Origin of the sequence: Variovorax sp. PMC12 (genome assembly GCF_003019815.1) — a bacterium.
Classification (GTDB): Bacteria; Pseudomonadota; Gammaproteobacteria; order Burkholderiales; family Burkholderiaceae_C; genus Variovorax.
Window position 1 is genome coordinate 2814747 of record NZ_CP027773.1, and the last position, 21484, is coordinate 2836230.

Sequence of the window (21484 nt, forward strand, 5' to 3'; positions counted from 1 at the left end):
CTTCGCCCGGCGGCCGCCGTCAGCGGGCCGGCCACTCCCAGCGCGGGATCTCGCTCATGTCGAGGTTGGCGATGCGCGTCTCGCCGAACCGTTTCTCCAGCACCACGGGCTGCACGCCGTCGCTGTTCTCCAGCGCGGCAATCAGCCGCGCGGCGTGCGACACCACGATCACCTGCGAGCCGCGCGCGGCCTGCGCGATAAGCCGGCCGAGGGCTGGAAGCAAGTCGGGGTGCAGGCTGGTCTCGGGCTCGTTGAGCACCAGCAGCGCGGGCGGACGCGGCGTGAGCAGCGCCGCGATCCACAGCAGGTAGCGCAGCGTGCCGTCGGACAGCTCGGCGGCCGTCAGGGGCCTGAGCAGGCCGTGCTGGTGCATCAGCGTCTCGAAGCGGTCGCCGGAGGCGCGCACCTCCACGCGGGCACCCGGAAAAGCGTCGTCCACCGCGCGGTCGAGCGCTTCGCCGTCGCCGATCTCGCGGATGGTCTGCAGCGCCGCGGCCAGGTCGGCGCCGTCGTTGGCCAGCACCGGCGTGCGGGTGCCCAGCTGCGGCTGGCGCGCGGGCGCCTCGGCGTCGGAGCGGAAGTGGTCGTAGAAGCGCCAGGAGCGCATCTGCTCGCGCAGCGTGAGCATCTCGGGCGCGTCGCGCGGGTCGGCGTGCTCGGTCATCATGCTGGCGAAGGCCGGAATCGGCCGGCCGACGGCCTGCCAGCCCTTGCCTTCGCGCAGGCGCAGCGCCGCGCCCTTGCGGTCGACCAGTTGCGTCGACAGCCGCAGCAGCGGGCCGCTCCAGATGGCCTCGTGCTTGATTTCAGGGTCGTGCGAGAAGGCCGTCGACGGCACGGGCGGCGGCAGGCCGATGTCGATGGCGTAGCCGAAGTCTTCGGCCGTGGTGCCGGCAAAGCCGAGCTTGAGCGCGACCGGCTCGCTGCGCGTGGTGCCCTGCACCGGCAGTTCCCCGCGCAGCATGGCCGCCGAGAAGCGCTCCGGCCCCGCCCACAGCGTGGAAGACAGCCCGCCTTCGCGCACCAGCGAACGGATCACCCCGCCGTTGGCGATGTCGGCCAAGAGCCGCATCGCCCGGTACACGCTCGACTTGCCGCTGCCGTTGGCCCCGGTCACGACCGTGAGCCGGCCCAGCGGCACCGTCAGTTGCCGCAGCGAGCGGTAATTGGCGATGGCGAGCGCGGAAAGCACGCGCTGCGCGGCGAAAGCGTCAGGCTGCCAGTTCGTCCGCGCGGGCCTGCGCGGCGGCGAAGTCGAGATCGCCCGAATAGATGGCGCGGCCGCAGATCACGCCCTCGACGCCGTCGGACTCGACCGCGCAGAGCTTGTCGATGTCGGCCATGTTCGACAGGCCGCCAGAGGCGATCACCGGAATGGTCAGCGCCTGCGCCAGCTTGACGGTGGCCTCGATGTTGATGCCCGAGAGCATGCCGTCGCGGCCGATGTCGGTGTAGATGATCGACTCGACGCCGTAGTCCTCGAACTTCTTGCCCAGGTCGGCCACCTCGTGGCCCGTGAGCTTGCTCCAGCCGTCGGTGGCGACCTTGCCGTCCTTGGCGTCCAGGCCCACGATGATGTGGCCGCCGAAGGCGCTGCAGGCATCTTTCAGGAAGCCCGGGTTCTTGACCGCGGCGGTGCCGATGATCACGTAGCGCAGGCCGTCGTCGATGTAGCGCTCGATGGTGTCGAGGTCGCGGATGCCGCCGCCGAGCTGCACCGGGATGTCGTCGCCCACTTCTTTCAGGATCGCCTTGATCGCCGCGTGGTTCTGCGGCTTGCCCGCGAAGGCGCCGTTCAGATCGACCAGGTGCAGCCGCCGCGCGCCGGCCTCGACCCATTTGCGGGCCATGGCAGCGGGGTCTTCGCTGAAGATGGTGGACTGGTCCATGTCGCCCTGTTTGAGGCGAACGCAGTGGCCGTCTTTGAGATCAATGGCGGGAATGAGGAGCATGGTGCCGGTCAGCAGGAGCGAGGGTTCAAGAAAAGAGAGCGGAATTTTTCAAGGACACCACGGACCGGCTTGGCCGGGCCGTTGGTGTCGCCCCCGGCAGGGGGTTGGCGAAGCGGACACGAAGTGCCGCACAGCCTGGGGGCGAGCAACATGTCATGGATTCCAGTGGAGGAAGTTTCGGTAGAGCTGAAGCCCGTGGTCCGCACTCTTCTCCGGGTGGAACTGGGTTGCAAAAATGTTATCGCGTGCAATGGCTGCGGTAAAGCTCGCGCCGTAGTCGGCCTCGCCGACGCTGTGCACGGCGTCGGCCGGACGGGCGTAGAAGCTGTGCACGAAGTAGAAGTAGCTCAGGTCGGGAATACCCGCCCACACCGCATGCGGGCGGGCCTGGCGAACCTGGTTCCAGCCCATCTGCGGCACCTTGAAGCGGCTGCCGTCGGCCTGCAGCCGCCCGGCCAGGTCGAACTTGACGACCTCGCCCGGTATGAGGCCGAGGCCGTCGGTCGGGCCCTCGTCGCTGCGCGACAGCATCATCTGCATGCCCACGCACACGCCGAACAGCGGCTTGCTGGCCGCCGCCTCGAGCACCGATTCCTGCAGGCCGGAGTCGCGCAGCTCGCGCATGCAGTCGGGCATGGCGCCCTGCCCCGGCAGCACCACGCGGGTGGCCTTGCGTACCACGTCGGGGTCGGAGGTGACGAACACCTCCACGCCCACCTGGTCGGCCGCATGGCGCACGGCCTGCGACACGGAGTGCAGGTTGCCCATGCCGTAGTCGACGACGGCGACGGTATTTGCTACAGATTTCATAGCTGATGGCCGAACGCGTTCAGAGCGAGCCCTTGGTCGAGGGAATGACGCCGGCGGAACGCGGGTCGAGCTCCAGCGCGCCGCGCATGGCGCGCGCGAAGGCCTTGAACACGGTCTCGCACTGGTGATGCGCATTGACGCCCTTGAGGTTGTCGATGTGCAGCGTGACGAAGGCGTGGTTCACGAAGCCCTGGAAGAACTCGTAGGTGAGCTGGCTGTCGAAGGTGCCGATCATGCCGCTGGTGAAGGGCACGTGCATCACCAAGCCGGGGCGGCCCGAGAAGTCGATGACGACGCGGCTCAGGGCTTCGTCGAGCGGCACGTAGGCGTGGCCGTAGCGGCGGATGCCCTTCTTGTCGCCGATGGCCTTGGCCACGGCCTGGCCCAGCGTGATGCCGACGTCTTCCACCGTGTGGTGGCCGTCGATGTGCAGGTCGCCCTGGCAGTCGATGTCGAGGTCGATCAGCCCGTGGCGGGCGATCTGGTCGAGCATGTGGTCGAAGAAGCCGATGCCGGTGGAGAGCTTGGCGCGGCCGGTGCCGTCGAGGTTGACGCTGACGGTGATCTTCGTTTCGGCGGTGTTGCGGGTGACGGACGCGATGCGGTCGCCGCTGTCCTGGCTGGTGGGGGTGGTCATAGTGAGGCTTCGAGCGCCGCGAGCATCCGCGCGTTCTCGTCGGCCGTTCCGACGGTGAGGCGCAGGCAGTTTGCGAGCAGTTCGTGCATTTTAGAAACGTTCTTCACCAGAACCCCGCGAGCCTTCATGCCTTCGAAGGTCTTGGCCGCGTCGGGCACGCGCAGCAGGATCATGTTGGCGTCGCTGGGCCAGGTCCTGACGCCCGGCAGGCGGCCGAGCCCCGTCATGAGGCGCTCGCGCTCCTCTCGGATCTGGCGGGCCTGGGCCTCGAACACCTCGGCGTGCTCCAGCGCGAACAGCGCGCACTCGCAGTTGAGCACGCTGATGTTGTAGGGCGGGCGCACCTTGTCGATCTCGGCGACCAGCGCCGCCGGCCCCATGAGGTAGCCCAGCCGGATGCCGGCCAGGCCGAACTTGCTGAGGGTGCGCATCAGCAGCACGTGGCCGTGCTTCGCCAGGCGGTCGATGTAGCTGCGGGCGGCGAAGGGCTGGTAGGCCTCGTCGATCACCACCAGGCCGCCCTGCGCGCCCTGGGCCTCGACGACTCTCTCCAGGACGGCGTCGTTCCAGAGATTGGCGGTCGGGTTGTTCGGGTAGGCCAGGTAGACGATGGCGGGCTTTTCTCGCGCGATGGCGGCCAGCATGGCGGCCTCGTCGAGCTCGAAGTCGGCCGTGAGCGGCACGCCGGCGAACTTCAGGCCCTGCAGCTGCGCGCTCATGGCATACATGACGAAGCCGGGCAGCGGCGCCAGCACCGTCGCGCCGGGCAGGTCGCAGGCAATGGCCAGCAGCGAGATCAGCTCGTCCGAGCCGTTGCCCAGCATCAGCGCGAAGCCTTCGGGCATCTGCGCGTGGGCCGCCAGCGCGCGCCGCAGATCGGCGCCGCGGTCGCCGGGATAGCGGTTGAGCGCCAGCGCGCCGAGCCGCGCGCCCAGCTCGGCCTGCAGCGCGGGCGGCAGGCCGAAGGGGTTTTCCATTGCGTCGAGCTTGACGAGGCCGCGCGCGTCCTGAACCGCGTAGGCATGCATGGACCGCACGTCGCTGCGGATGCGGTCGAGCGGCGGGCGGGCGGATTCGGGAGCGGTCATTTGGTGCAGCGGTAGCTGTTCTTCAGGGCGCCGGCCATGACCAGTTGCACTGGCATGTCGGCTTCGTAACTGTCGGCGTTGCGGGTGAGCTCGGTCTGGTAGAGCGAGCGGGCCATGGAAGGCTCGAGGCGGCGCCCCTCGACGCAGAACACGGGCTTGAGCCCATTGCGCTGCGACGATTCGACGCCTTCGCGCAGGCCCTCCAGCACACCCACGAGGTAGTAGCCGGCGTAGGCCTTGCCGTCTTTCTCGGTGGCCTCGAGCGTGCGCAGTTCGCGGATGCTCATGGCCTGGGCGCAGGCGGCCGTGGCCAGCGCGATCAGCAGGAAGGCGGCACGTTTCATGGCGTCACTGGCGATAGCGCGGCGGCGGCGCGTAGCTGCCGTCGGCCGGGAAGGCGCTGGGCTGCTGCTGCGGCGATGCGTCGCGGCGCTGGCGGCGCGGCACGTCGCGCTGTTCCAGCTCGAACAGCGCGGCGCCGATCACGCCGATGTTGCGCACGTCGCCGGCTTCCGTGTTGGCGGCATAGGCGCGCCCCGGCGTGGCGAAGCGGAAGGCGGCGACCTCGCTCTCGCTCTTGCGGAAGCCCTCGATGGTCAGCGCCTGCATCGGGCCCAGCACGTAGCCGCCGTTGCGCAGGCTGCCGGGCCTGCCGTTGAGCACGTCCAAGCCGTCGACCGTGGCGATCACCTCGTAGCTGCGCTCGCTGAGGTTGCGAAAGCGCAGCGTGTAGCGCGATCCCTCGACACCCGCCAGGCGGAACATGTCGTCGCCGCCGCTGCCCCGGCGCGCGCGCTGCAGCGGCAGCGGGCTGCCGGTCTCGTCGAGCACCGACCATTCGACGTCGCCGTCGGCCAGCAGCAGGTTCAGGCGGCGCTCGGGGTTGCTGCCCACCGCCCGGCGCACGGCACCTGCTTCGTTGTAGCCCAGCGAGGCCGTGTCGTCCGGCTGCGCGGACAGGCGCTTGGCGACGACCGTGCGGGTCTTCGATTCCAGGCCCTCGCCCCACTGCGTGCCGAGCCGCGGCGCGGTCGCCGCGGCGGGAGCGGCGCTGTTGGTGGTGACCGCCTGCGGCATCTGGCTGCAGGCGGCAAGCAATGCCGCGCCGGCGACGAGGCCGGTAGCGAACTTGAAAAGACGCGAACGATGGAGACGATCAATCATCTTGCTGGCTCCTCCCTGGGGGGTCATGGAGCCTCAGATCTTACGCAGGCGCATGCGCGCGGCCTCTGCGTGCGCCTGCAGGCCCTCGCCCTCGGCCAGCGTGACGGCGACGGGGCCGAGCACCTGGGCGCCGGCTTCGCTGACCTCGATCAGGCTGGAGCGCTTCTGGAAGTCGTACACGCCCAGCGGGCTGGAGAAGCGCGCCGTGCCGCTGGTGGGCAGCACGTGGTTGGGACCGGCGCAGTAGTCGCCCAGGCTTTCGCTGGTGAAGGCACCGAGGAAGATCGCGCCGGCGTGGCGCAGCAGCGGCTCCCACCGGTTGGGCTCGCTGCTGCTCACTTCGAGGTGTTCGGGGGCGATGCGGTTGCTGATCTCGCAGGCCTCTTCCATGCTCTTCGTGTGGATCAGTGCGCCGCGGCCGTTGAGCGAAGCGGCGATGATTTCCGCGCGCGGCATGGCGGGCAGCAGGCGGTCGATCTCGGCCTGCACGCGGTCGATGTAGGCCGCGTCGGGGCACAGCAGGATGCTCTGGGCGAGTTCGTCGTGCTCGGCCTGGCTGAACAGGTCCATGGCCACCCAGTCGGGCGGCGTGCTGCCGTCGGCCAGCACCAGGATCTCGCTCGGGCCGGCGATCATGTCGATGCCCACGGTGCCGAACACGCGGCGCTTGGCGGCGGCCACGTAGGCGTTGCCGGGGCCGGTGATCTTGTCGACGGCGGGAACGGTGGCGGTGCCGTAGGCCAGCGCGGCCACGGCCTGGGCGCCGCCGATGGTGAAAGCGCGCGTCACGCCTGCCACGTAGGCGGCGGCGAGCACCAGCACGTTGCGCTCGCCTTTCGTCGACGATTCGCCGCCGGAGCCGCCGGTCGCAACGCTGCCCTTCACAGGCGTCGGCACGACCATGATGATTTCGCCGACGCCGGCCACATGCGCCGGGATCGCGTTCATCAGCAGGCTGGACGGATAGGCCGCCTTGCCGCCGGGCACGTAGATGCCGACGCGGTCCAGCGGCGTGACCTTCTGGCCCAGCAGCGTGCCGTCCACGTCGCGATAGCTCCAGCTTTCGCCGCTGGCCTTCTTCTGCGCCTCGTGATAGCTGCGCACACGGTCGGCCGCGGCTTGCAGCGCAGCGCGCTGGTCTTCAGGCAGCGAATCGAAGGCTTCCTTGAAATCGGCTTGCGTCAGCTCGAGCTCCGACACGGCAGCCGCGCCGAGCCCGTCGAAGCGGCGGGTGTACTCCAGCACCGCCTCGTCGCCCCGCTTCTGCACGTCGGCCAGGATGTCGGCCACGACCTTCTCGATGGCCGCGTCGTCGTCCGCGGACCAATGCAGCCGCGCCTTGAATTCAGCGTCGAAGCTGGCTGAAGTCGTGGACAGTCGGGCGGGGGCTGCTTTCAGAGTCATGGGCGTGGGTTTCGTGGGTTTCAGGAGGACGGAATGGCCGACGCGAACGCGTCGATGATGTGGCGGATCGGCTCGCGCTTGAGCTTGAGCGCCGCCTGGTTCACCACCAGGCGCGCGCTGATGTCCATGATGCGTTCTACCTCGACGAGGTGGTTGGCCTTGAGCGTGTTGCCGGTGGAGACCAGGTCGACGATGGCGTCGGCCAGCCCGGTCAGCGGCGCCAGCTCCATGCTGCCGTAGAGCTTGATCAGATCGACGTGCACGCCCTTGCTGGCGAAGAAGTCGCGTGCCAGGCCCACGTACTTGGTGGCCACGCGCAGGCGGGAGCCCTGCTTCACGGCGGAGGCGTAGTCGTAGTCGGCGCGCACGGCCACGCTCAGGCGGCAGGCGGCGATGCGCAGGTCGAGCGGCTGGTACATGCCCTGGTTGCCGTTCTCCAGCAGCACGTCGAGCCCGGTCACGCCGAGGTCGGCGCCGCCGTACTGCACGTAGGTGGGCACGTCGGAGGCGCGCACCAGCACCACGCGCACGTCGGGCCGGGTGGTTTCGAGAATCAGCTTGCGCGACTTCTCGGGGTCTTCGGTGACCTCGATGCCGGCCGCGGCCAGCAGGGGCATCGTCTCTTCGAAGATGCGGCCCTTGGAAAGCGCCAATGTGATCATGCGGCGGCTCCCGTCACGCGTTCGATGTCGGCGCCGAGGCCGCGCAGCTTGGATTCCATGCGGTCGTAGCCCCGGTCCAGGTGATAGATGCGGTCGACCAGCGTCTCGCCCTCGGCCACGAGGCCGGCAATGACGAGGCTGGCGGAAGCGCGCAGGTCTGTGGCCATCACGGTGGCGCCCGACAATTGCGGCACGCCGGTGACCATCGCGACCTTGCCTTCGACGTGGATGTGGGCGCCCAGGCGCACCATCTCGTTCACGTGCATGAAGCGGTTCTCGAAGATGGTCTCGGTGACCATCGAGGCGCCGCGCGCGATCACGTTCAGGGCCATGAACTGGGCCTGCATGTCGGTGGGGAAGCCCGGGTATTCGGTGGTGCTGAAGCTCTGCGCCTTCAGGTGTTCGTAGGCAGGGCCCCTGGAGCCGATGCGCACGCCGTCTTTTTCGCAGGCCACGGTGCAGCCGGCGTCGCGCAGCTTGTCGATCACGGCGTCGAGGTGGTCGCCGCGCGCATGGCGCAGGAAAGCCTCGCCGCCGGTGGCCGCCACGGCGCACAGGAAGGTGCCGGCCTCGATGCGGTCGGCCACCACGGCATGCTCGCAGCCGTGCAGCTTCTCGACGCCCTGGATGCGGATGTGGCTGGTGCCGTGGCCTTCGATCTTCGCGCCCATGCGGATCAGCATTTCGGCCAGGTCGACGATCTCGGGCTCCTGGGCAGCGTTCTCGAGCAGCGTATCGCCCTCGGCCAGCGCGGCCGCCATGAGGAAGTTCTCGGTGCCGGTGACGGTGACCATGTCGGTCAGGATGCGCGCGCCCTTCAGGCGGGTGCGGCCCTCCGGCAGGCGGGCGACCATGTAGCCGTGCTCGACCACGATCTCGGCGCCCATGGCCTGCAGGCCCTTGATGTGCTGGTCGACCGGCCGCGACCCGATGGCGCAGCCGCCCGGCAGCGACACCCTGGCATGGCCGAAGCGCGCCAGCAGCGGGCCCAGGGCCAGCACGGAGGCGCGCATGGTCTTCACGAGCTCGTAGGGCGCCTCGGGCTTGGTCAGGTCGGCGGCGTCCAGGCGCACGGTGCCGTTGTCGTCTCGCTCGGCGGTCACGCCCATGTTGCGGACCAGCTTGAGCATGGTCGACACGTCCTGCAGGCGCGGCACGTTGTGCAGCACCACGGGCTGGTCGGTCAGCAGCGCAGCGCACAGCTCGGGCAGCGCGGCGTTCTTGGCGCCGGAAATGAGTACTTCGCCGCGGAGCTCTCGCCCGCCGCGAATCAGAAGTTTGTCCATCGAAATTCCAGCGAAATCAGGGGCCGCCAGGGCCGGAAAGTTATTTTTCCACTGCCGCCCATTCGGCCGGCGTGTAGGTCTTCATCGAAAGCGCGTGCACCTCGTCGGTGTGCATTTTCGCACCGAGGGTGGCGTAGACCCGCTGATGGCGCTGGATCGAGCGCTTGCCCTCGAATTCGGCCGAGACGATGGTGGCGTACCAATGCCGGCCGTCGCCCTCGAGCGTGATGTGCTCGCATGGGAGATGGGACTGGATCAGGGCCTGGAGTTGTTCGGCGGTCATGGGATTTTGGGGAAGAGGCGCTCAGCTACGGATCTTGTAGCCGATGCGCAGCAGGTGGACGGCAATGGCGCTCACCACCAGCCAGGCGGTGCCGACGATGCCCAGGCTCAGCCACGGCGAGGCGTCGCTGACGCCGAAGAAGCCGTAGCGGAAGCCGTCGATCATGTAGAAGAACGGGTTCAGGTGGCTCACCTTCTGCCAGAAAGGCGGCAGCGAGCCGATCGAATAGAACACGCCCGACAGGAAGGTCATGGGCATGATCAGGAAATTCTGGAACACCGCCATCTGGTCGAACTTCTCGGCCCAGAGGCCGGCGATGAGGCCCAGCGTGCCCAGCATGGCCGCGCCCAGCAGCGCGAACACGATGATCCACAGCGGCGCCACGAAGTCGGGCACTGCGAAGAGCATGGTCACCAGGAACACGCCCAGCCCCACGGCCAGCCCGCGGATGATCGACGAGCCCACGTAGGCGAAGAACCAGCCCCAGTGCGACAGCGGCGTGAGCAGCACGAACACCAGGTTGCCCATGATCTTGCTCTGGATGATCGACGAAGAGCTGTTGGCGAAGGCGTTCTGCAGCACGCTCATCATCACGAGGCCAGGCACCAGGAAGGCCGTGTAGCCGACCGTGCCGTAGACCGTCACGCGGCCCTCGAGCACATGGCCGAACACCATGAGGTAAAGCAGCGCGGTGAGCACCGGCGCGCCGACGGTCTGGAAGCCGACCTTCCAGAAGCGCAGCGTTTCCTTGTAGAGCAGCGCGCGCCAACCGGTTACCGCCATCATCTTGCAACCTCCAGCGGGGTCTGCTCGCCCGCCATCAGGTCGATGAACACGTCTTCCAGGTCGGCCTTGCGCATTTCCACGTCTTCCACCGCGACGCCGGCTTCGCGGATCGCGGCCAGCAGTTGTTCGACTTCATGGGCGTTCTGCGCCGGCAGCTGCACGATGCGCCCGGTGATGCGCGCGTTCTTCGCGATCTCCCAGGGCAGCATGGCGTCGGTCTTGAACCGCAGCACGTTGCTCGCAGCCGATTTCAGCAGTTCGCTGGTGCGGGCCAGCGCGATCACGCGGCCCAGCTTGAGCATGGCGATGCGGCTGCACAGCGCCTCGGCCTCTTCCAGGTAATGGGTGGTGAGCAGCACGGTGCTGCCCTGCTTGTTGAGCCTGGCGACGAACTGCCAGAGCGTCTGGCGCAGTTCGACGTCGACGCCGGCGGTGGGCTCGTCGAGCACGATCACCGGCGGCTTGTGCACCAGCGCCTGCGCCACCAGCACCCGGCGCTTCATGCCGCCGGAGAGCTGGCGCATGTTGGCCGTGGCCTTGTCGGCGAGGCCCAGGCTCTGCAGCAGCTCGTCGATCCAGGCCTCGTTGTTCTTGATGCCGAAGTAGCCCGACTGGATGCGCAGCGACTCGCGCACGTTGAAGAAGGGGTCGAACACCAGCTCCTGCGGCACGATGCCCAGCTGGCGGCGGGCCTGCGCGAAGTCGCGCTGCACGTCGAAGCCGTGGACGCTGATGGCACCCGACGTGGGACGCGAGAGCCCCGCGAGCATGCTGATCAGGGACGTCTTGCCGGCGCCGTTGGGACCGAGCAGGCCGAAGAATTCGCCCGGTTCGATCTGGAAGCTGACCTCGTCGACAGCCTTCAGCCCTTGCTTGCCTTGGGCTTTCTGCTGTTTGGAGGGGGGGTAGGTCTTGGAGACCGATTGGAATGAGATCGCGGGCATGGGAGCCCGCGATTTTACGGGGCTGTTACTTTTTCAGGGCGCGGCGGGCAAAAGGCCCGCAACGCCGTACAGGGTGGCCAGTTCGCGCAGCCGCGGGGAGAGGCCCTTGACCGAGAACCCCCGGCCCAGCGCGCTCGATTCGCGGCGGCACTCCAGCAGCACGGCCAGCGCCGACGAATCGAACTGGGCCAGCGCGCTCGCGTCCACCACGGTGGAAGACGAATCGGTCTGGCCCTTCAGCCCCTGCTGCAGCATGCGCATGCAGGCGGGGGCCTCGTCATGGGTGAGCCGGGTGGGCAGGACCAGCATCGCTCGGCCCTCAGCCCTTGGCGTTGCCCTTGTTTCGCGCGGCCAGCGCGGCGATCAGGCCGTCGATGCCGCTCTTGTTGATTTCCTGCGCGAACTGGGTGCGGTAGGTATCGACCAGCCACACGCCCAGCACGTTCAGGTTGTAGACCTTCCAGCCGGCGCCCTGGCCGGGGGTCTTTTCAAGGCGGTAGTCCAGCTGGACCGGGTCGCCACGGCCCGTGACCTCGGTACGCACCAGCACGTCGGTGTCGCTTGGCGAGCCGCGGAACGGGCGAACGGTGACGGTCTGGTCGGTCACCTGGTCGAGCGCGCCGGCATAGGTGCGCACCAGCAGGGTCTTGAACTCGTCCTGCAGGCGCTTTTGCTGCTCCGGCGTGGCGGTGCGCCAAGCCGGGCCGACGGCCGAGGCCGTCATGCGCTGGAAGTTGACGTTGGGCATGATCTTGCTGTCGACCAGCACCATGATCTTGTTCACGTCACCCGACTTGATGCTGGTATCGGACTTGATGGTCTCGAGCACGTCGGTCGAGAGGCGCTTGACGAGCGCATCGGGCGCTTCGTCGGCTGCGCGCGCGGGCTGCACGAAGGCGACAGCGGCACCGAACAGCAGGGCGCCGGCCAGCACCAGGCGGCCGAGATCGCGTCGTTGCAAGGTCTTGTTGTTCATGGAGAGTCCCTCAATCAAGTTTGAAAATCTGCGAAGCACGTCAAAGCAGCGGTGTGCACAGACAAGAACGGGTTCGAGCGGCACGGCGCCTACCGGGTTCCTGTCCGGGAGGTGAAGCCTTGCAACCGGATGCAAGCAGCTCAGCCTCCCGAGCGCGCCGCACGCTTACTTTCCGGCGCCGTCGTCAGGCGGGTTGCCGTCGTAGATCTGGCTTTGGCGGCGCTGCAGGAAAGCGTCACGCGTGAACGAATACTTGTCGAGCGCCGCGTCGCCGAGCAGGCGGCCGGCCCGCAGGTACTGGGAACGGGTGTCGACCACGTCCAGCACCGTCAGCGAATTGCGCCAGGCAACGTCGTGAATGTGGTTCACCGGGTCGCCCCAGAAATCCAGCGGCTTGGCCGCAGCGTCGCGCACGGTGGACGGGCCCAGCAGCGGCAGCACGAGGTAGGGGCCGGGGGCCACGCCCCAGTAGCCGAGCGTCTGGCCGAAGTCTTTCTCGTGGCGGGGAATGCCCGCTTCGGTCGCGACATCCAGCAGGCCGCCAAGGCCTAAGAACGTATTGACGTTCAGGCGCATGAAGGTTTCCGCGCTGTCCTGCAGCTTGAGCTGGGCCACGTTGTTGGCCAGGCTCCAGACGTCGCCGATGTTGCCGAAGAAGTTGTTCACCCCGGTACGCACCATGGAGGGCAGCACCTTCTGGTAGGCCGTGGCTACCGGGACGAGCACCGCGTCGTCGACGGTGTCGTTGAAGCGGGTGACACCGCGGTTGAACGGCTCGAGCGGGTCGGCCGGGTTGGCATTGGGGCCGGTGGCGCATCCGGCCACGAACGCGAGGACCGCTGCGGCACTTGCCCAGCGCAGGCCGCTACCCATGCGGTGCACGGGGCTTGACAGATTTGATCGTGTTTTCATTTTTTGTTGGCTGTTCCGGCCGACGAGGTATTACCTTCCGCCGCCTTGCTGTACAGGAACTGACTGATCAGGTTCTCCAGCACCACGGCCGACTGGGTCGCGGTGATGGTGTCGCCTGCCTGCAGGTTCTTGTCGTCGGCGCCCGCCTCGATCCCGATGTACTGCTCGCCGAGCAGGCCACTGGTCAGGATCTTCAGAGAGCTGTCCTTGGGAAAACTGTAACGGTTTTGCAAAGCCAGTGTTACGTTGGCCTGAAAGGTCTTGTCGTTGAAGGAGATCGACTCCACGCGGCCGACCACCACGCCGGCGCTCTTGACCGCGGTCTGGGGCTTGAGCCCGCCGATGTTGTCGAAGCGCGCCGTCACCGAGTAGGTCTTCTGGAAGTTCAGGCTCAGCAGGTTGGCCGACTGCAGAGCGAGGAACAGCAGCGCAGCCGCGCCGATCAGGACGAACAGGCCGACCCAGATGTCGTTGTTGGAACGTTGCATGGTTTGCACTCTCTAGAACGATTGGGGCCCGGCCCCTTTTAGATACTGAACATCATGGCGGTGAGCAGGAAATCGAGCCCCAGTACCGCCAACGACGCCGTGACCACAGTTTTGGTGGTCGCCCGCGAAACGCCCTCGGGCGTGGGCTGGGCCTCGTAGCCCTGCAGCAGCGCGATGAAAGTGACGGTGAAGCCGAACACGATGCTCTTGATGACGCCGTTGCCGACGTCGCGCCACACATCGACGCCGCCCTGCATCTGGCCCCAGAACGCGCCCGGGTCGACGCCCAGCATCAGCACGCCCACCACGTAGCCGCCCATGATGCCGACCGCGCTGAACACCGCCGCCAGCAAGGGCATGGTGATGACGCCGGCCCAGAAACGCGGCGCAAGGATGCGCTGCACCGGATCGACCGCCATCATTTCCATGGCGCTCAGCTGCTCGTCGGCCTTCATGAGGCCGATTTCTGCGGTGAGGGAAGTACCGGCGCGCCCGGTGAACAGCAGCGCCGCCACCACGGGGCCCAATTCGCGCACCAGGCTCAGCGTGACCAGCAGGCCCAGCGCCTCGGACGATCCGTACCGCTGCAGCGCGTAATACATCTGCAGCCCCAGCACGAATCCCACGAAGAGCCCCGACACGCCGATTATGGCGAGCGAGTAGTTGCCCAGGAAATGGATCTGGTCGCGCACCAGGCCGAAGCGCCGCATGATCCGCGCGCCGGGGCCGACCAGGCGCATGAAGAGCTTCGCGCCGTGGCCCAGGTTGGCCAGATGGCTGCGCACCGCAAAGCCGACATCGGCAGGCTTCCACCAACTCATGAGCGGCCCCCTTCGACATTGCCGAAATCGGCTTCGATGCTGACGCCGGGGTAGTGGAAACGAACCGGCCCGTCGGGCAGCGCATTCACGAACTGGTGCACCAGCGGATCGTCGCTGTTGCGCACGTCGTCGGGGGCGCCCTGCGCCGCGATGCCGCCGTTGGCCAGGATGATCACGTGATCGGCGATGCGGAAGGTCTCCTCCAGGTCGTGCGACACGATGATGCTGGTGAGCCCGAGCGTGTCGTTGAGCTGCCGGATCAGCCGCGCGGCGGTGCCGAGCGAGATCGGGTCCAGCCCGGCGAAGGGCTCGTCGTACATCACGAGGTCGGGGTCCAGCGCGATCGCGCGTGCCAGCGCCACCCGGCGCGCCATGCCGCCCGAGACCTCGCTGGGCATCAGGTCGCGCGCGCCGCGCAGGCCGACCGCGTCGAGCTTCATGAGCACGATGTCGCGCACCAGCGCTTCGGAGAGTTGTGTGTGCTCACGCAGCGGGAAAGCCACGTTGTCGAACACGCTCATGTCGGTGAACAGCGCGCCGAACTGGAAGAGCATGCCCATGCGCCGACGCGCCGCATAGAGCGCCTTCGCGTCGAACCTGACGACGTCCTGACCATCGAAAAGAACCGCGCCGCGCTGTGCGCGCTGCTGCCCGCCGATCAACCGCAGGACCGTGGTCTTGCCGCCACCCGAAGCGCCCATGAGCGCCGTCACCTTGCCGCGCGGCACACTGAAGGACACGCCGTCGAGGATGGCGCGCGCACCGTAGCCGAACGTGACGTCGCGAAACTCTACGAAAGGATGTGGCTGTGTAGCAGGGTCCATCTCAATAAAAAAGCCGGGCGCCCTTTCAAGCATCCCGGCATGCGGTTTTGCAGCGGATGATAACGGGGCCGCGACGGCGACCACGAAACTGAAACAAAATTCAGCGCGGCAAGTCGCTGAATCCCATCAGAAACTCATCCACCGACCGCGCGGCTTGACGGCCTTCGCGAATCGCCCACACCACCAGCGACTGCCCGCGGCGGATGTCGCCGGCGGCAAAAACCTTCGGTACGTTGGTGGCATAGCCGCCGATGAAGTCGACCGTTGCCTTGGCGTTGCCGCGTCCATCCTTCTCCACGCCGAAGGCGTCGAGCACGGCAGCCACGGGGCTCACGAAGCCCATGGCCAGCAGCACGAGGTCGGCCTTGAGCACCTGCTCGCTGCCGGCGACTTCCTGCATCTTGCCGTCCTTCCATTCGACGCGAACGGTCTTCAGGCCGGTGACCTTGCCCTTCTCGCCGATGAATTCCTTGGTCGAAATCGCGAACTCGCGCTCGCAGCCCTCTTCATGGCTGGAGCTGGTGCGCAGCTTGATCGGCCAGTAGGGCCAGGTCAGCGGGCGGTTTTCTTCTTCGGGCGGCTGGGGCATCAGCTCGAACTGCGTGACGCTCACGGCGCCGTGGCGGTTGCTGGTGCCAACGCAGTCGGAGCCGGTGTCGCCGCCGCCGATGACGATGACGTGCTTGCCGTCGGCGCGCAACTGGCCCTTGACCTTGTCGCCCGCGTTGACGCGGTTCTGCTGCGGCAGGAACTCCATCGCGAAATGGATGCCGTCGAGGTCGCGGCCGGGCACCGGCAGGTCGCGCGACTGCTCGGCGCCGCCGGTAAGCAGCACGGCGTCGAACTCTTTCTGCAGCTGCTCGGGCGTGACGGTTTCCTTGGCCAGGTTCGTGACCTTGGAGCCCTTGCCCAGCGGGTCTTTCGCGGCGCCGACCATCACGCCGGTGCGGAACACCACGCCTTCGGCCTTCATCTGCTCCACGCGGCGGTCGATGTGCGACTTCTCCATCTTGAAGTCGGGAATGCCGTAGCGCAGCAGGCCGCCGATGCGGTCGTTCTTCTCGAACAGCGTCACGTCGTGGCCGGCACGCGCCAGTTGCTGCGCAGCCGCCATGCCGGCCGGGCCCGCGCCCACCACCGCCACCTTCTTGCCGGTCTTGTGCTTGGCGACGCGCGGCGCCACCCAGCCTTCGTCCCAGGCGCGGTCGATGATCGCGTGCTCCAGCGACTTGATGCCGACCGCGTCGTCGTTCACGTTGAGCACGCAGGCCGCCTCGCAGGGCGCGGGGCAGATGCGGCCGGTGAACTCGGGGAAGTTGTTGGTCGAGTCGAGCACCGCGAAGGCGTTCTGCCAGTCGTTGCGGTACACCAGGTCGTTGAAGTCCGGAATGATGTTGTTGACCGGGCAGCCGCTGTTGCAGAACGGCGTGCCGCAGTCCATGCAGCGCGCACCCTGCACCTTGGCCTGCTCGGCGTTCAGGCCGACGACGAATTCCTTGTAGTGCTTGACGCGCTCGTCAACGGGCTTGTAGCCCTCTTCGATGCGCTCATGCTCCATGAAGCCGGTGATCTTTCCCATCGTGCTTTCCTTTGTTCTCTGTACTCGTGGGCGCTCAGACCGAAGCCGGGGCCGTTTGCGGTGCGGGGGCCGTCAGCGCATGCGGCTCGAGGCCGATGTGCGCGTTGTTGCCGGTGCTGGTGAGCTCGACCTTGCGGTCGTGCAGCTCGGCCAGCGCGCGCTTGTATTCGTTCGGGAACACCTTCACGAACTTGGTGCGCGACACGGCCCAGTTGTCGAGCAGCTCGCGCGCGCGCTTGCTGCCGGTCCAGCGATGGTGCTCTCCGAGCAGCTTCTTGAGCTGGGCTTCGTCGGTCTCGCCGCCGTGCCAGATCTTGCGGTGCACGCTCGCGGTCTGCTCGGCCGAGGTCAGCACCTTGTCGAGCGACACCATCGAGAGGTTGCAGCGCGAGGCGAACTGGCCGTCTTCGTCGTACACGAAGGCGACGCCGCCGCTCATGCCGGCCGCGAAGTTGCGGCCCGTCTTGCCGAGCACGGCGACCGTGCCGCCGGTCATGTATTCGCAGCCGTGGTCGCCGGTGCCTTCGATGACCGCCGTGGCGCCCGACAGGCGCACCGCGAAGCGCTCGCCGGCCACGCCGCACAGGTAGGCCTCGCCGGTGGTCGCGCCGTACAGCGCGGTGTTGCCGACGATGGTGTTGCGCACCGCTTCGCCGCGGAAGTCGAGGCTGGGTCGAACCACCACGCGGCCGCCCGAGAGGCCCTTGCCGGTGTAGTCGTTGGCGTCGCCGATCAGGTACAGCGTGATGCCGCGCGCCAGGAAGGCGCCGAACGACTGGCCGCCCGTGCCTTCGAGCTGGATGCGGATCGAGTCGTCGGGCAGGCCCTGCGGATGCACCTTGGTCAGCGCGCCCGAGAGCATGGCGCCCACCGAGCGGTTGACGTTGCGCGCCACCTCGATGAACTGCACCTTCTCGCCCTTCTCGATGGCGGGGCGCGACTTCTCGATGAGCTTCACGTCGAGCGCCTTGTCCAGGCCGTGGTCCTGGTTCTCGACATGGAAGCGCGGCACGTCGGCCGGCACGCTCGGCAGCGCGAACAGGCGGCTGAAGTCGAGGCCCGAGGCCTTCCAGTGCTCGATGCCCTTGCGCATGTCGAGCAGGTCGGCACGGCCGATCAGGTCGTCGAACTTGCGGATGCCCAACTGGGCCATGATCTGGCGCACTTCTTCGGCAACGAAGAAGAAGTAGTTGACGACGTGCTCGGGCTTGCCGGAGAACTTCTTGCGCAGCACCGGGTCTTGCGTGGCCACGCCCACCGGGCAGGTGTTCAGGTGGCACTTGCGCATCATGATGCAGCCCTCGACCACCAGCGGCGCCGTGGCAAAGCCGAACTCGTCGGCGCCCAGCAGCGCGCCGATGGCGACGTCGCGGCCAGTCTTCATCTGGCCGTCGGCCTGCACGCGGATGCGGCTGCGCAGGCGGTTGAGCACCAGCGTCTGCTGCGTCTCGGCCAGGCCGATTTCCCACGGGCTGCCCGCATGCTTGATGGACGACCAGGGCGATGCGCCCGTGCCGCCGTCATGGCCGGCGATCACGACGTGGTCGCTCTTGCACTTGGCGACGCCCGCGGCGATGGTGCCCACGCCGATCTCGCTCACCAGCTTCACGCTTATGCTGGCGTGCGGCGCGGTGTTCTTCAGGTCGTGAATCAGCTGCGCCAGGTCTTCGATCGAGTAGATGTCGTGGTGCGGCGGCGGCGAGATCAGGCCCACGCCCGGCACCGCATAGCGCTGCTTGCCGATGTACTCGGTGACCTTGCCGCCCGGCAGCTGGCCGCCCTCGCCCGGCTTGGCGCCCTGTGCCATCTTGATCTGGATCTGGTCGGCCGAATGCAGGTACTCGGCCGTGACGCCGAAGCGGCCCGACGCGACCTGCTTGATGCGCGAGCGCAGCGAGTCGCCGTCGCGCAGCGGCATGTCGACCTCGACGTTGGCCGCGCCGATCACGCTCTTGAGCGTGTCGCCCTGCTTGATCGGGATGCCCTTGAGTTCGTTGCGGTAGCGCGCGGGGTCTTCACCGCCTTCGCCGGTGTTGCTCTTGCCGCCGATGCGGTTCATGGCCACGGCCAGCACCGAGTGCGCCTCGGTGCTGATCGAGCCGAGCGACATCGCGCCGGTGGCGAAGCGCTTCACGATTTCGGACGCAGCCTCGACTTCGTCGACCGGAATGGCCTTGGCGGGGTCGATCTTGAACTCGAACAGGCCGCGCAGCGTGAGGTGGCGGCGGTTCTGGTCGTTGATGAGCTGGGCGTATTCCTTGTACGTGTTCCAGTTGTTGGCGCGCGTGCTGTGCTGCAGCTTGGCGATGGCGTCGGGCGTCCACATGTGCTCCTCGCCGCGCGTGCGCCAGGCGTATTCGCCGCCGGCGTCGAGCATGTTGGCGAGCACCGGGTCGTCGCCGAAGGCGGCCTTGTGCATGCGGATGGCTTCCTCGGCGATCTCGAAGACGCCGATGCCTTCCACGCGGCTGGCGGTGCCGGTGAAGTACTTGTTGACCGTCTCGCTGTTCAGGCCGATGGCTTCGAACAGCTGGGCGCCGCAGTAGCTCATGTAGGTGCTGACACCCATCTTCGACATGATCTTCGACAGGCCCTTGCCGATGGCCTTGACGTAGTTGTAGACCGCCTTGTCGGCGCTGAGGTCGCCCGGCAGGTCGGCATGCATGGCCACCAGCGTTTCCATGGCGAGGTACGGGTGCACGGCTTCCGCGCCGTAGCCGGCCAGCACGCCGAAGTGATGCACTTCGCGCGCCGAGCCGGTCTCGACCACCAGGCCGGCCGTGGTGCGCAGGCCTTCGCGAACCAGGTACTGGTGCACGGCCGACAGCGCCAGCACGGCGGGAATGGCCACCTGCGTCGGGCTCACGCCGCGGTCGCTGATGATCAGGATGTTGTGGCCGCCCTTGATGGCGTCCACTGCTTCGGCGCACAGCGAGGCCAGCTTGGCTTCGACGCCTTCGTCGCCCCACGCGAGGGGGTAGGTGATGTCGAGCACGTAGCTCTTGAACTTGCCCTGCGTGTACTTGCCGATGTCGCGCAGCTTCGCCATGTCGGCGAAGTCGAGGATCGGCTGGCTCACTTCGAGCCGCATCGGCGGGTTGACCTGATTGATGTCCAGCAGGTTGGGCTTGGGGCCGATGAAGGACACCAGCGACATCACGATGGCTTCGCGGATCGGGTCGATCGGCGGATTCGTCACCTGCGCGAACAGCTGCTTGAAGTAGTTGTACAGCGGCTTGTTCTTGCTCGAGAGCACGGCCAGCGGGCTGTCGTTGCCCATGGAGCCGATGCCCTCTTCGCCGGCCTGCGCCATCGGGCTCATCAGGAACTTGATGTCTTCCTGGGTGTAGCCGAAGGCCTGCTGGCGGTCGAGCAGCGCGACTTGCGAGAGCGGCGCGGAGACCGGCTCGGCCTTGACGCTGTCGAGCTTGATGCGCAGGTTCTCGATCCACTGCTTGTAGGGCTTGCTGTTGGCGAGGTTGGCCTTGACCTCCTCGTCGTCGATCATGCGGCCCTGTTCCAGGTCGATCAGGAACATCTTGCCGGGCTGCAGGCGCCACTTGCGCACGATCTTCTGCTCGGGCACGGGCAGCACGCCCGATTCGGAGGCCATGATGACCAGGTCGTCGTCGGTCACGCAGTAGCGCGAGGGACGCAGGCCGTTGCGGTCGAGCGTGGCGCCGATCTGGCGGCCGTCGGTGAACACGATGGAGGCCGGGCCGTCCCACGGCTCGAGCATGGCGGCGTGGTACTCATAGAACGCGCGGCGGCGCGGGTCCATGGTGGCGTGCTGTTCCCAGGGCTCGGGAATCATCATCATCACGGCCTGGCTGATGGGGTAGCCGGCCATCGTCAGCAGCTCGAGGCAGTTGTCGAAGGTGGCGGTGTCGGACTGGCCGGCGAAGCTGATCGGGTAGAGCTTCTGCAGGTCGGCGCCCAGCACGGGCGAGGACATCACGCCTTCGCGGGCCTTCATCCAGTTGTAGTTGCCCTTGACCGTGTTGATTTCGCCGTTATGGGCGACGTAGCGGTACGGGTGGGCCAGCGGCCACTCCGGGAAGGTGTTGGTCGAGAAGCGCTGGTGCACCAGGCCCAGGGCCGAGACGCAGCGCTTGTCCTGCAGGTCGAGGTAGTAGGTACCGACCTGGTCGGCCAGCAGCAGGCCCTTGTAGACCACGGTGCGGCTCGACATGCTGGGAACGTAGTATTCCTTGCTGTGCTTGAGCTTCAGGCGCTGGATGTTGGCGCTGGCGGTCTTGCGGATCACGTAGAGCTTGCGTTCCAGCGCGTCCTGCACGATCACGTCGTTGCCGCGGCCGATGAACACCTGGCGCAGCAGCGGTTCTTTTTCGCGCACGGTGGGCGACATGGGCATGTCGCGGTTGACCGGCACGTCGCGCCAGCCGAGCAGCACCTGGCCTTCGGCCTTGATGGCGCGTTCCATTTCCTGTTCGCAGGCTTCGCGCGAAGCGTGTTCCTTCGGCAGGAAGATCATGCCGACGCCGTACTCGCCCGGCGGGGGCAGCGTGACACCCTGCTTCGCCATTTCTTCGCGGTACAGGTGGTCGGGCAGTTGGATCAGGATGCCGGCGCCGTCGCCCATCAGCTTGTCGGCACCGACGGCGCCGCGATGGTCGAGGTTTTCGAGGATCTTCAAGCCCTGCAGCACGATGGCATGGCTTTTCTCGCCCTTGATGTGTGCGACGAAGCCGACGCCGCAGGCATCGTGCTCGTCGGCACCGGAATACAGACCGTGTTCTTGGAGATGTTGAATCTCGGCAGCCGTCGTCATGGGCGCGCTCCTTCAGTTTTCGCAGGGAAAGGGAGCATATTGCGATGCACAAAGAATGCCAAACACTTTAATGGGG

21 protein-coding genes are annotated in these 21484 nt (G+C 67.2%); all 21 read right to left on the minus strand.

The genetic code is table 11. The annotated features are described in order from the left end of the window. Positions 1–19: 19 nt before the first annotated feature. The 21 genes from C4F17_RS13215 to C4F17_RS13315 all read right to left on the minus strand — a co-directional run bounded on the left by C4F17_RS13215 (position 20) and on the right by C4F17_RS13315 (position 21408). On the minus strand, positions 20–1192 hold the full coding sequence (locus tag C4F17_RS13215) for an AAA family ATPase (protein WP_106935538.1): 1173 nt from the start codon (positions 1190–1192) through the stop codon (positions 20–22). 19 nt (positions 1193–1211) lie between these two features. Beyond that, on the minus strand, positions 1212–1952 hold the full coding sequence (gene hisA / locus C4F17_RS13220) for a 1-(5-phosphoribosyl)-5-[(5-phosphoribosylamino)methylideneamino]imidazole-4-carboxamide isomerase (protein ID WP_106935539.1): 741 nt from the start codon (positions 1950–1952) through the stop codon (positions 1212–1214). Between the two features lie 153 nt (positions 1953–2105). Beyond that, the gene (hisH, locus tag C4F17_RS13225; protein ID WP_081266444.1) at positions 2106–2762 is read right to left on the minus strand and encodes an imidazole glycerol phosphate synthase subunit HisH; all 657 of its coding nucleotides are present in this window, start codon (positions 2760–2762) and stop codon (positions 2106–2108) included. A gap of 19 nt (positions 2763–2781) precedes the next feature. Continuing rightward, complete coding sequence (gene hisB / locus C4F17_RS13230; RefSeq protein ID WP_081266445.1) at positions 2782–3399, minus strand: imidazoleglycerol-phosphate dehydratase HisB; 618 nt, start codon at positions 3397–3399, stop codon at positions 2782–2784. Beyond that, positions 3396–4487, minus strand: a complete 1092-nt coding sequence (gene hisC, locus C4F17_RS13235; protein ID WP_106935540.1) for a histidinol-phosphate transaminase — start codon at positions 4485–4487, stop codon at positions 3396–3398. Before hisC ends, hisB begins: the two co-directional genes overlap by 4 nt. Then, positions 4484–4831, minus strand: coding sequence for a hypothetical protein (locus tag C4F17_RS13240; protein ID WP_081266447.1), 348 nt, complete (start codon positions 4829–4831; stop codon positions 4484–4486). Before C4F17_RS13240 ends, hisC begins: the two co-directional genes overlap by 4 nt. A gap of 4 nt (positions 4832–4835) precedes the next feature. Beyond that, the gene (locus tag C4F17_RS13245) at positions 4836–5651 is read right to left on the minus strand and encodes a hypothetical protein (RefSeq protein WP_106935541.1); all 816 of its coding nucleotides are present in this window, start codon (positions 5649–5651) and stop codon (positions 4836–4838) included. Positions 5652–5684: 33 nt separating this feature from the next. Beyond that, a complete protein-coding gene (hisD, locus tag C4F17_RS13250; protein WP_106935542.1) occupies positions 5685–7055 on the minus strand; it encodes a histidinol dehydrogenase in 1371 nt (456 codons plus the stop codon). Between the two features lie 20 nt (positions 7056–7075). Next, positions 7076–7717, minus strand: a complete 642-nt coding sequence (gene hisG / locus C4F17_RS13255) for an ATP phosphoribosyltransferase (RefSeq protein ID WP_081266450.1) — start codon at positions 7715–7717, stop codon at positions 7076–7078. After that, positions 7714–9003 (minus strand): UDP-N-acetylglucosamine 1-carboxyvinyltransferase, encoded by a 1290-nt coding sequence (gene murA, locus C4F17_RS13260; RefSeq protein ID WP_106935543.1) that lies wholly within the window; start codon positions 9001–9003, stop codon positions 7714–7716. Before murA ends, hisG begins: the two co-directional genes overlap by 4 nt. A 40-nt stretch (positions 9004–9043) precedes the next feature. Next, positions 9044–9286, minus strand: coding sequence for a BolA family protein (locus C4F17_RS13265; protein WP_093048598.1), 243 nt, complete (start codon positions 9284–9286; stop codon positions 9044–9046). A 21-nt stretch (positions 9287–9307) separates the two neighbouring features. Beyond that, positions 9308–10072: an ABC transporter permease gene (locus tag C4F17_RS13270; protein ID WP_081266453.1), complete on the minus strand. Its 765-nt coding sequence runs from the start codon at positions 10070–10072 to the stop codon at positions 9308–9310. Further along, a complete protein-coding gene (locus C4F17_RS13275) occupies positions 10069–11016 on the minus strand; it encodes an ABC transporter ATP-binding protein (protein WP_081266454.1) in 948 nt (315 codons plus the stop codon). The genes C4F17_RS13270 and C4F17_RS13275 overlap by 4 nt, the downstream gene beginning before the upstream one ends. Positions 11017–11049: 33 nt before the next feature. Continuing rightward, a complete protein-coding gene (locus C4F17_RS13280; RefSeq protein WP_081266455.1) occupies positions 11050–11325 on the minus strand; it encodes an STAS domain-containing protein in 276 nt (91 codons plus the stop codon). A 10-nt stretch (positions 11326–11335) separates the two neighbouring features. Further along, positions 11336–11992 carry an MlaC/ttg2D family ABC transporter substrate-binding protein gene (locus C4F17_RS13285; protein WP_081266456.1) on the minus strand — a complete coding sequence of 219 codons (657 nt, stop codon included), beginning with the start codon at positions 11990–11992 and terminating at the stop codon, positions 11336–11338. Between the two features lie 165 nt (positions 11993–12157). Continuing rightward, entirely contained in the window at positions 12158–12904 is a 747-nt protein-coding gene (locus C4F17_RS13290; RefSeq protein ID WP_106935544.1) for an MlaA family lipoprotein, read from the minus strand. Continuing rightward, on the minus strand, positions 12901–13392 hold the full coding sequence (gene mlaD, locus C4F17_RS13295) for an outer membrane lipid asymmetry maintenance protein MlaD (protein WP_081266458.1): 492 nt from the start codon (positions 13390–13392) through the stop codon (positions 12901–12903). Before mlaD ends, C4F17_RS13290 begins: the two co-directional genes overlap by 4 nt. 38 nt (positions 13393–13430) lie before the next feature. Further along, positions 13431–14213 (minus strand): lipid asymmetry maintenance ABC transporter permease subunit MlaE, encoded by a 783-nt coding sequence (gene mlaE, locus C4F17_RS13300; RefSeq protein WP_081266459.1) that lies wholly within the window; start codon positions 14211–14213, stop codon positions 13431–13433. Beyond that, positions 14210–15070, minus strand: a complete 861-nt coding sequence (locus C4F17_RS13305; RefSeq protein ID WP_106935545.1) for an ABC transporter ATP-binding protein — start codon at positions 15068–15070, stop codon at positions 14210–14212. The genes mlaE and C4F17_RS13305 overlap by 4 nt, the downstream gene beginning before the upstream one ends. A gap of 67 nt (positions 15071–15137) precedes the next feature. Next, the gene (locus C4F17_RS13310; RefSeq protein WP_106935546.1) at positions 15138–16616 is read right to left on the minus strand and encodes a glutamate synthase subunit beta; all 1479 of its coding nucleotides are present in this window, start codon (positions 16614–16616) and stop codon (positions 15138–15140) included. Positions 16617–16650: 34 nt separating this feature from the next. Continuing rightward, positions 16651–21408 (minus strand): glutamate synthase-related protein, encoded by a 4758-nt coding sequence (locus C4F17_RS13315; protein ID WP_106935547.1) that lies wholly within the window; start codon positions 21406–21408, stop codon positions 16651–16653. Positions 21409–21484: the final 76 nt, after the last annotated feature.

Bases quoted from the DNA above. Each gene is read 5' to 3' on its own strand.
- C4F17_RS13310 (WP_106935546.1), bottom strand. From the start codon at position 16,616: ATGGGAAAGATCACCGGCTTCATGGAGCATGAGCGCATCGAAGAGGGC.
- C4F17_RS13240 (WP_081266447.1), bottom strand. From the start codon at position 4,831: ATGAAACGTGCCGCCTTCCTGCTGATCGCGCTGGCCACGGCCGCCTGC.
- C4F17_RS13270 (WP_081266453.1), bottom strand. From the start codon at position 10,072: ATGATGGCGGTAACCGGTTGGCGCGCGCTGCTCTACAAGGAAACGCTG.
- hisC (WP_106935540.1), bottom strand. From the start codon at position 4,487: ATGACCGCTCCCGAATCCGCCCGCCCGCCGCTCGACCGCATCCGCAGC.
- C4F17_RS13315 (WP_106935547.1), bottom strand. From the start codon at position 21,408: ATGACGACGGCTGCCGAGATTCAACATCTCCAAGAACACGGTCTGTAT.
- murA (WP_106935543.1), bottom strand. From the start codon at position 9,003: ATGGACAAACTTCTGATTCGCGGCGGGCGAGAGCTCCGCGGCGAAGTA.
- C4F17_RS13305 (WP_106935545.1), bottom strand. From the start codon at position 15,070: ATGCTTGAAAGGGCGCCCGGCTTTTTTATTGAGATGGACCCTGCTACA.
- hisA (WP_106935539.1), bottom strand. From the start codon at position 1,952: ATGCTCCTCATTCCCGCCATTGATCTCAAAGACGGCCACTGCGTTCGC.
- hisB (WP_081266445.1), bottom strand. From the start codon at position 3,399: ATGACCACCCCCACCAGCCAGGACAGCGGCGACCGCATCGCGTCCGTC.
- hisH (WP_081266444.1), bottom strand. From the start codon at position 2,762: ATGAAATCTGTAGCAAATACCGTCGCCGTCGTCGACTACGGCATGGGC.
- C4F17_RS13265 (WP_093048598.1), bottom strand. From the start codon at position 9,286: ATGACCGCCGAACAACTCCAGGCCCTGATCCAGTCCCATCTCCCATGC.
- mlaE (WP_081266459.1), bottom strand. From the start codon at position 14,213: ATGAGTTGGTGGAAGCCTGCCGATGTCGGCTTTGCGGTGCGCAGCCAT.
- C4F17_RS13280 (WP_081266455.1), bottom strand. From the start codon at position 11,325: ATGCTGGTCCTGCCCACCCGGCTCACCCATGACGAGGCCCCCGCCTGC.
- C4F17_RS13275 (WP_081266454.1), bottom strand. From the start codon at position 11,016: ATGCCCGCGATCTCATTCCAATCGGTCTCCAAGACCTACCCCCCCTCC.
- mlaD (WP_081266458.1), bottom strand. From the start codon at position 13,392: ATGCAACGTTCCAACAACGACATCTGGGTCGGCCTGTTCGTCCTGATC.
- C4F17_RS13285 (WP_081266456.1), bottom strand. From the start codon at position 11,992: ATGAACAACAAGACCTTGCAACGACGCGATCTCGGCCGCCTGGTGCTG.
- C4F17_RS13290 (WP_106935544.1), bottom strand. From the start codon at position 12,904: ATGAAAACACGATCAAATCTGTCAAGCCCCGTGCACCGCATGGGTAGC.
- hisG (WP_081266450.1), bottom strand. From the start codon at position 7,717: ATGATCACATTGGCGCTTTCCAAGGGCCGCATCTTCGAAGAGACGATG.
- hisD (WP_106935542.1), bottom strand. From the start codon at position 7,055: ATGACTCTGAAAGCAGCCCCCGCCCGACTGTCCACGACTTCAGCCAGC.
- C4F17_RS13245 (WP_106935541.1), bottom strand. From the start codon at position 5,651: ATGATTGATCGTCTCCATCGTTCGCGTCTTTTCAAGTTCGCTACCGGC.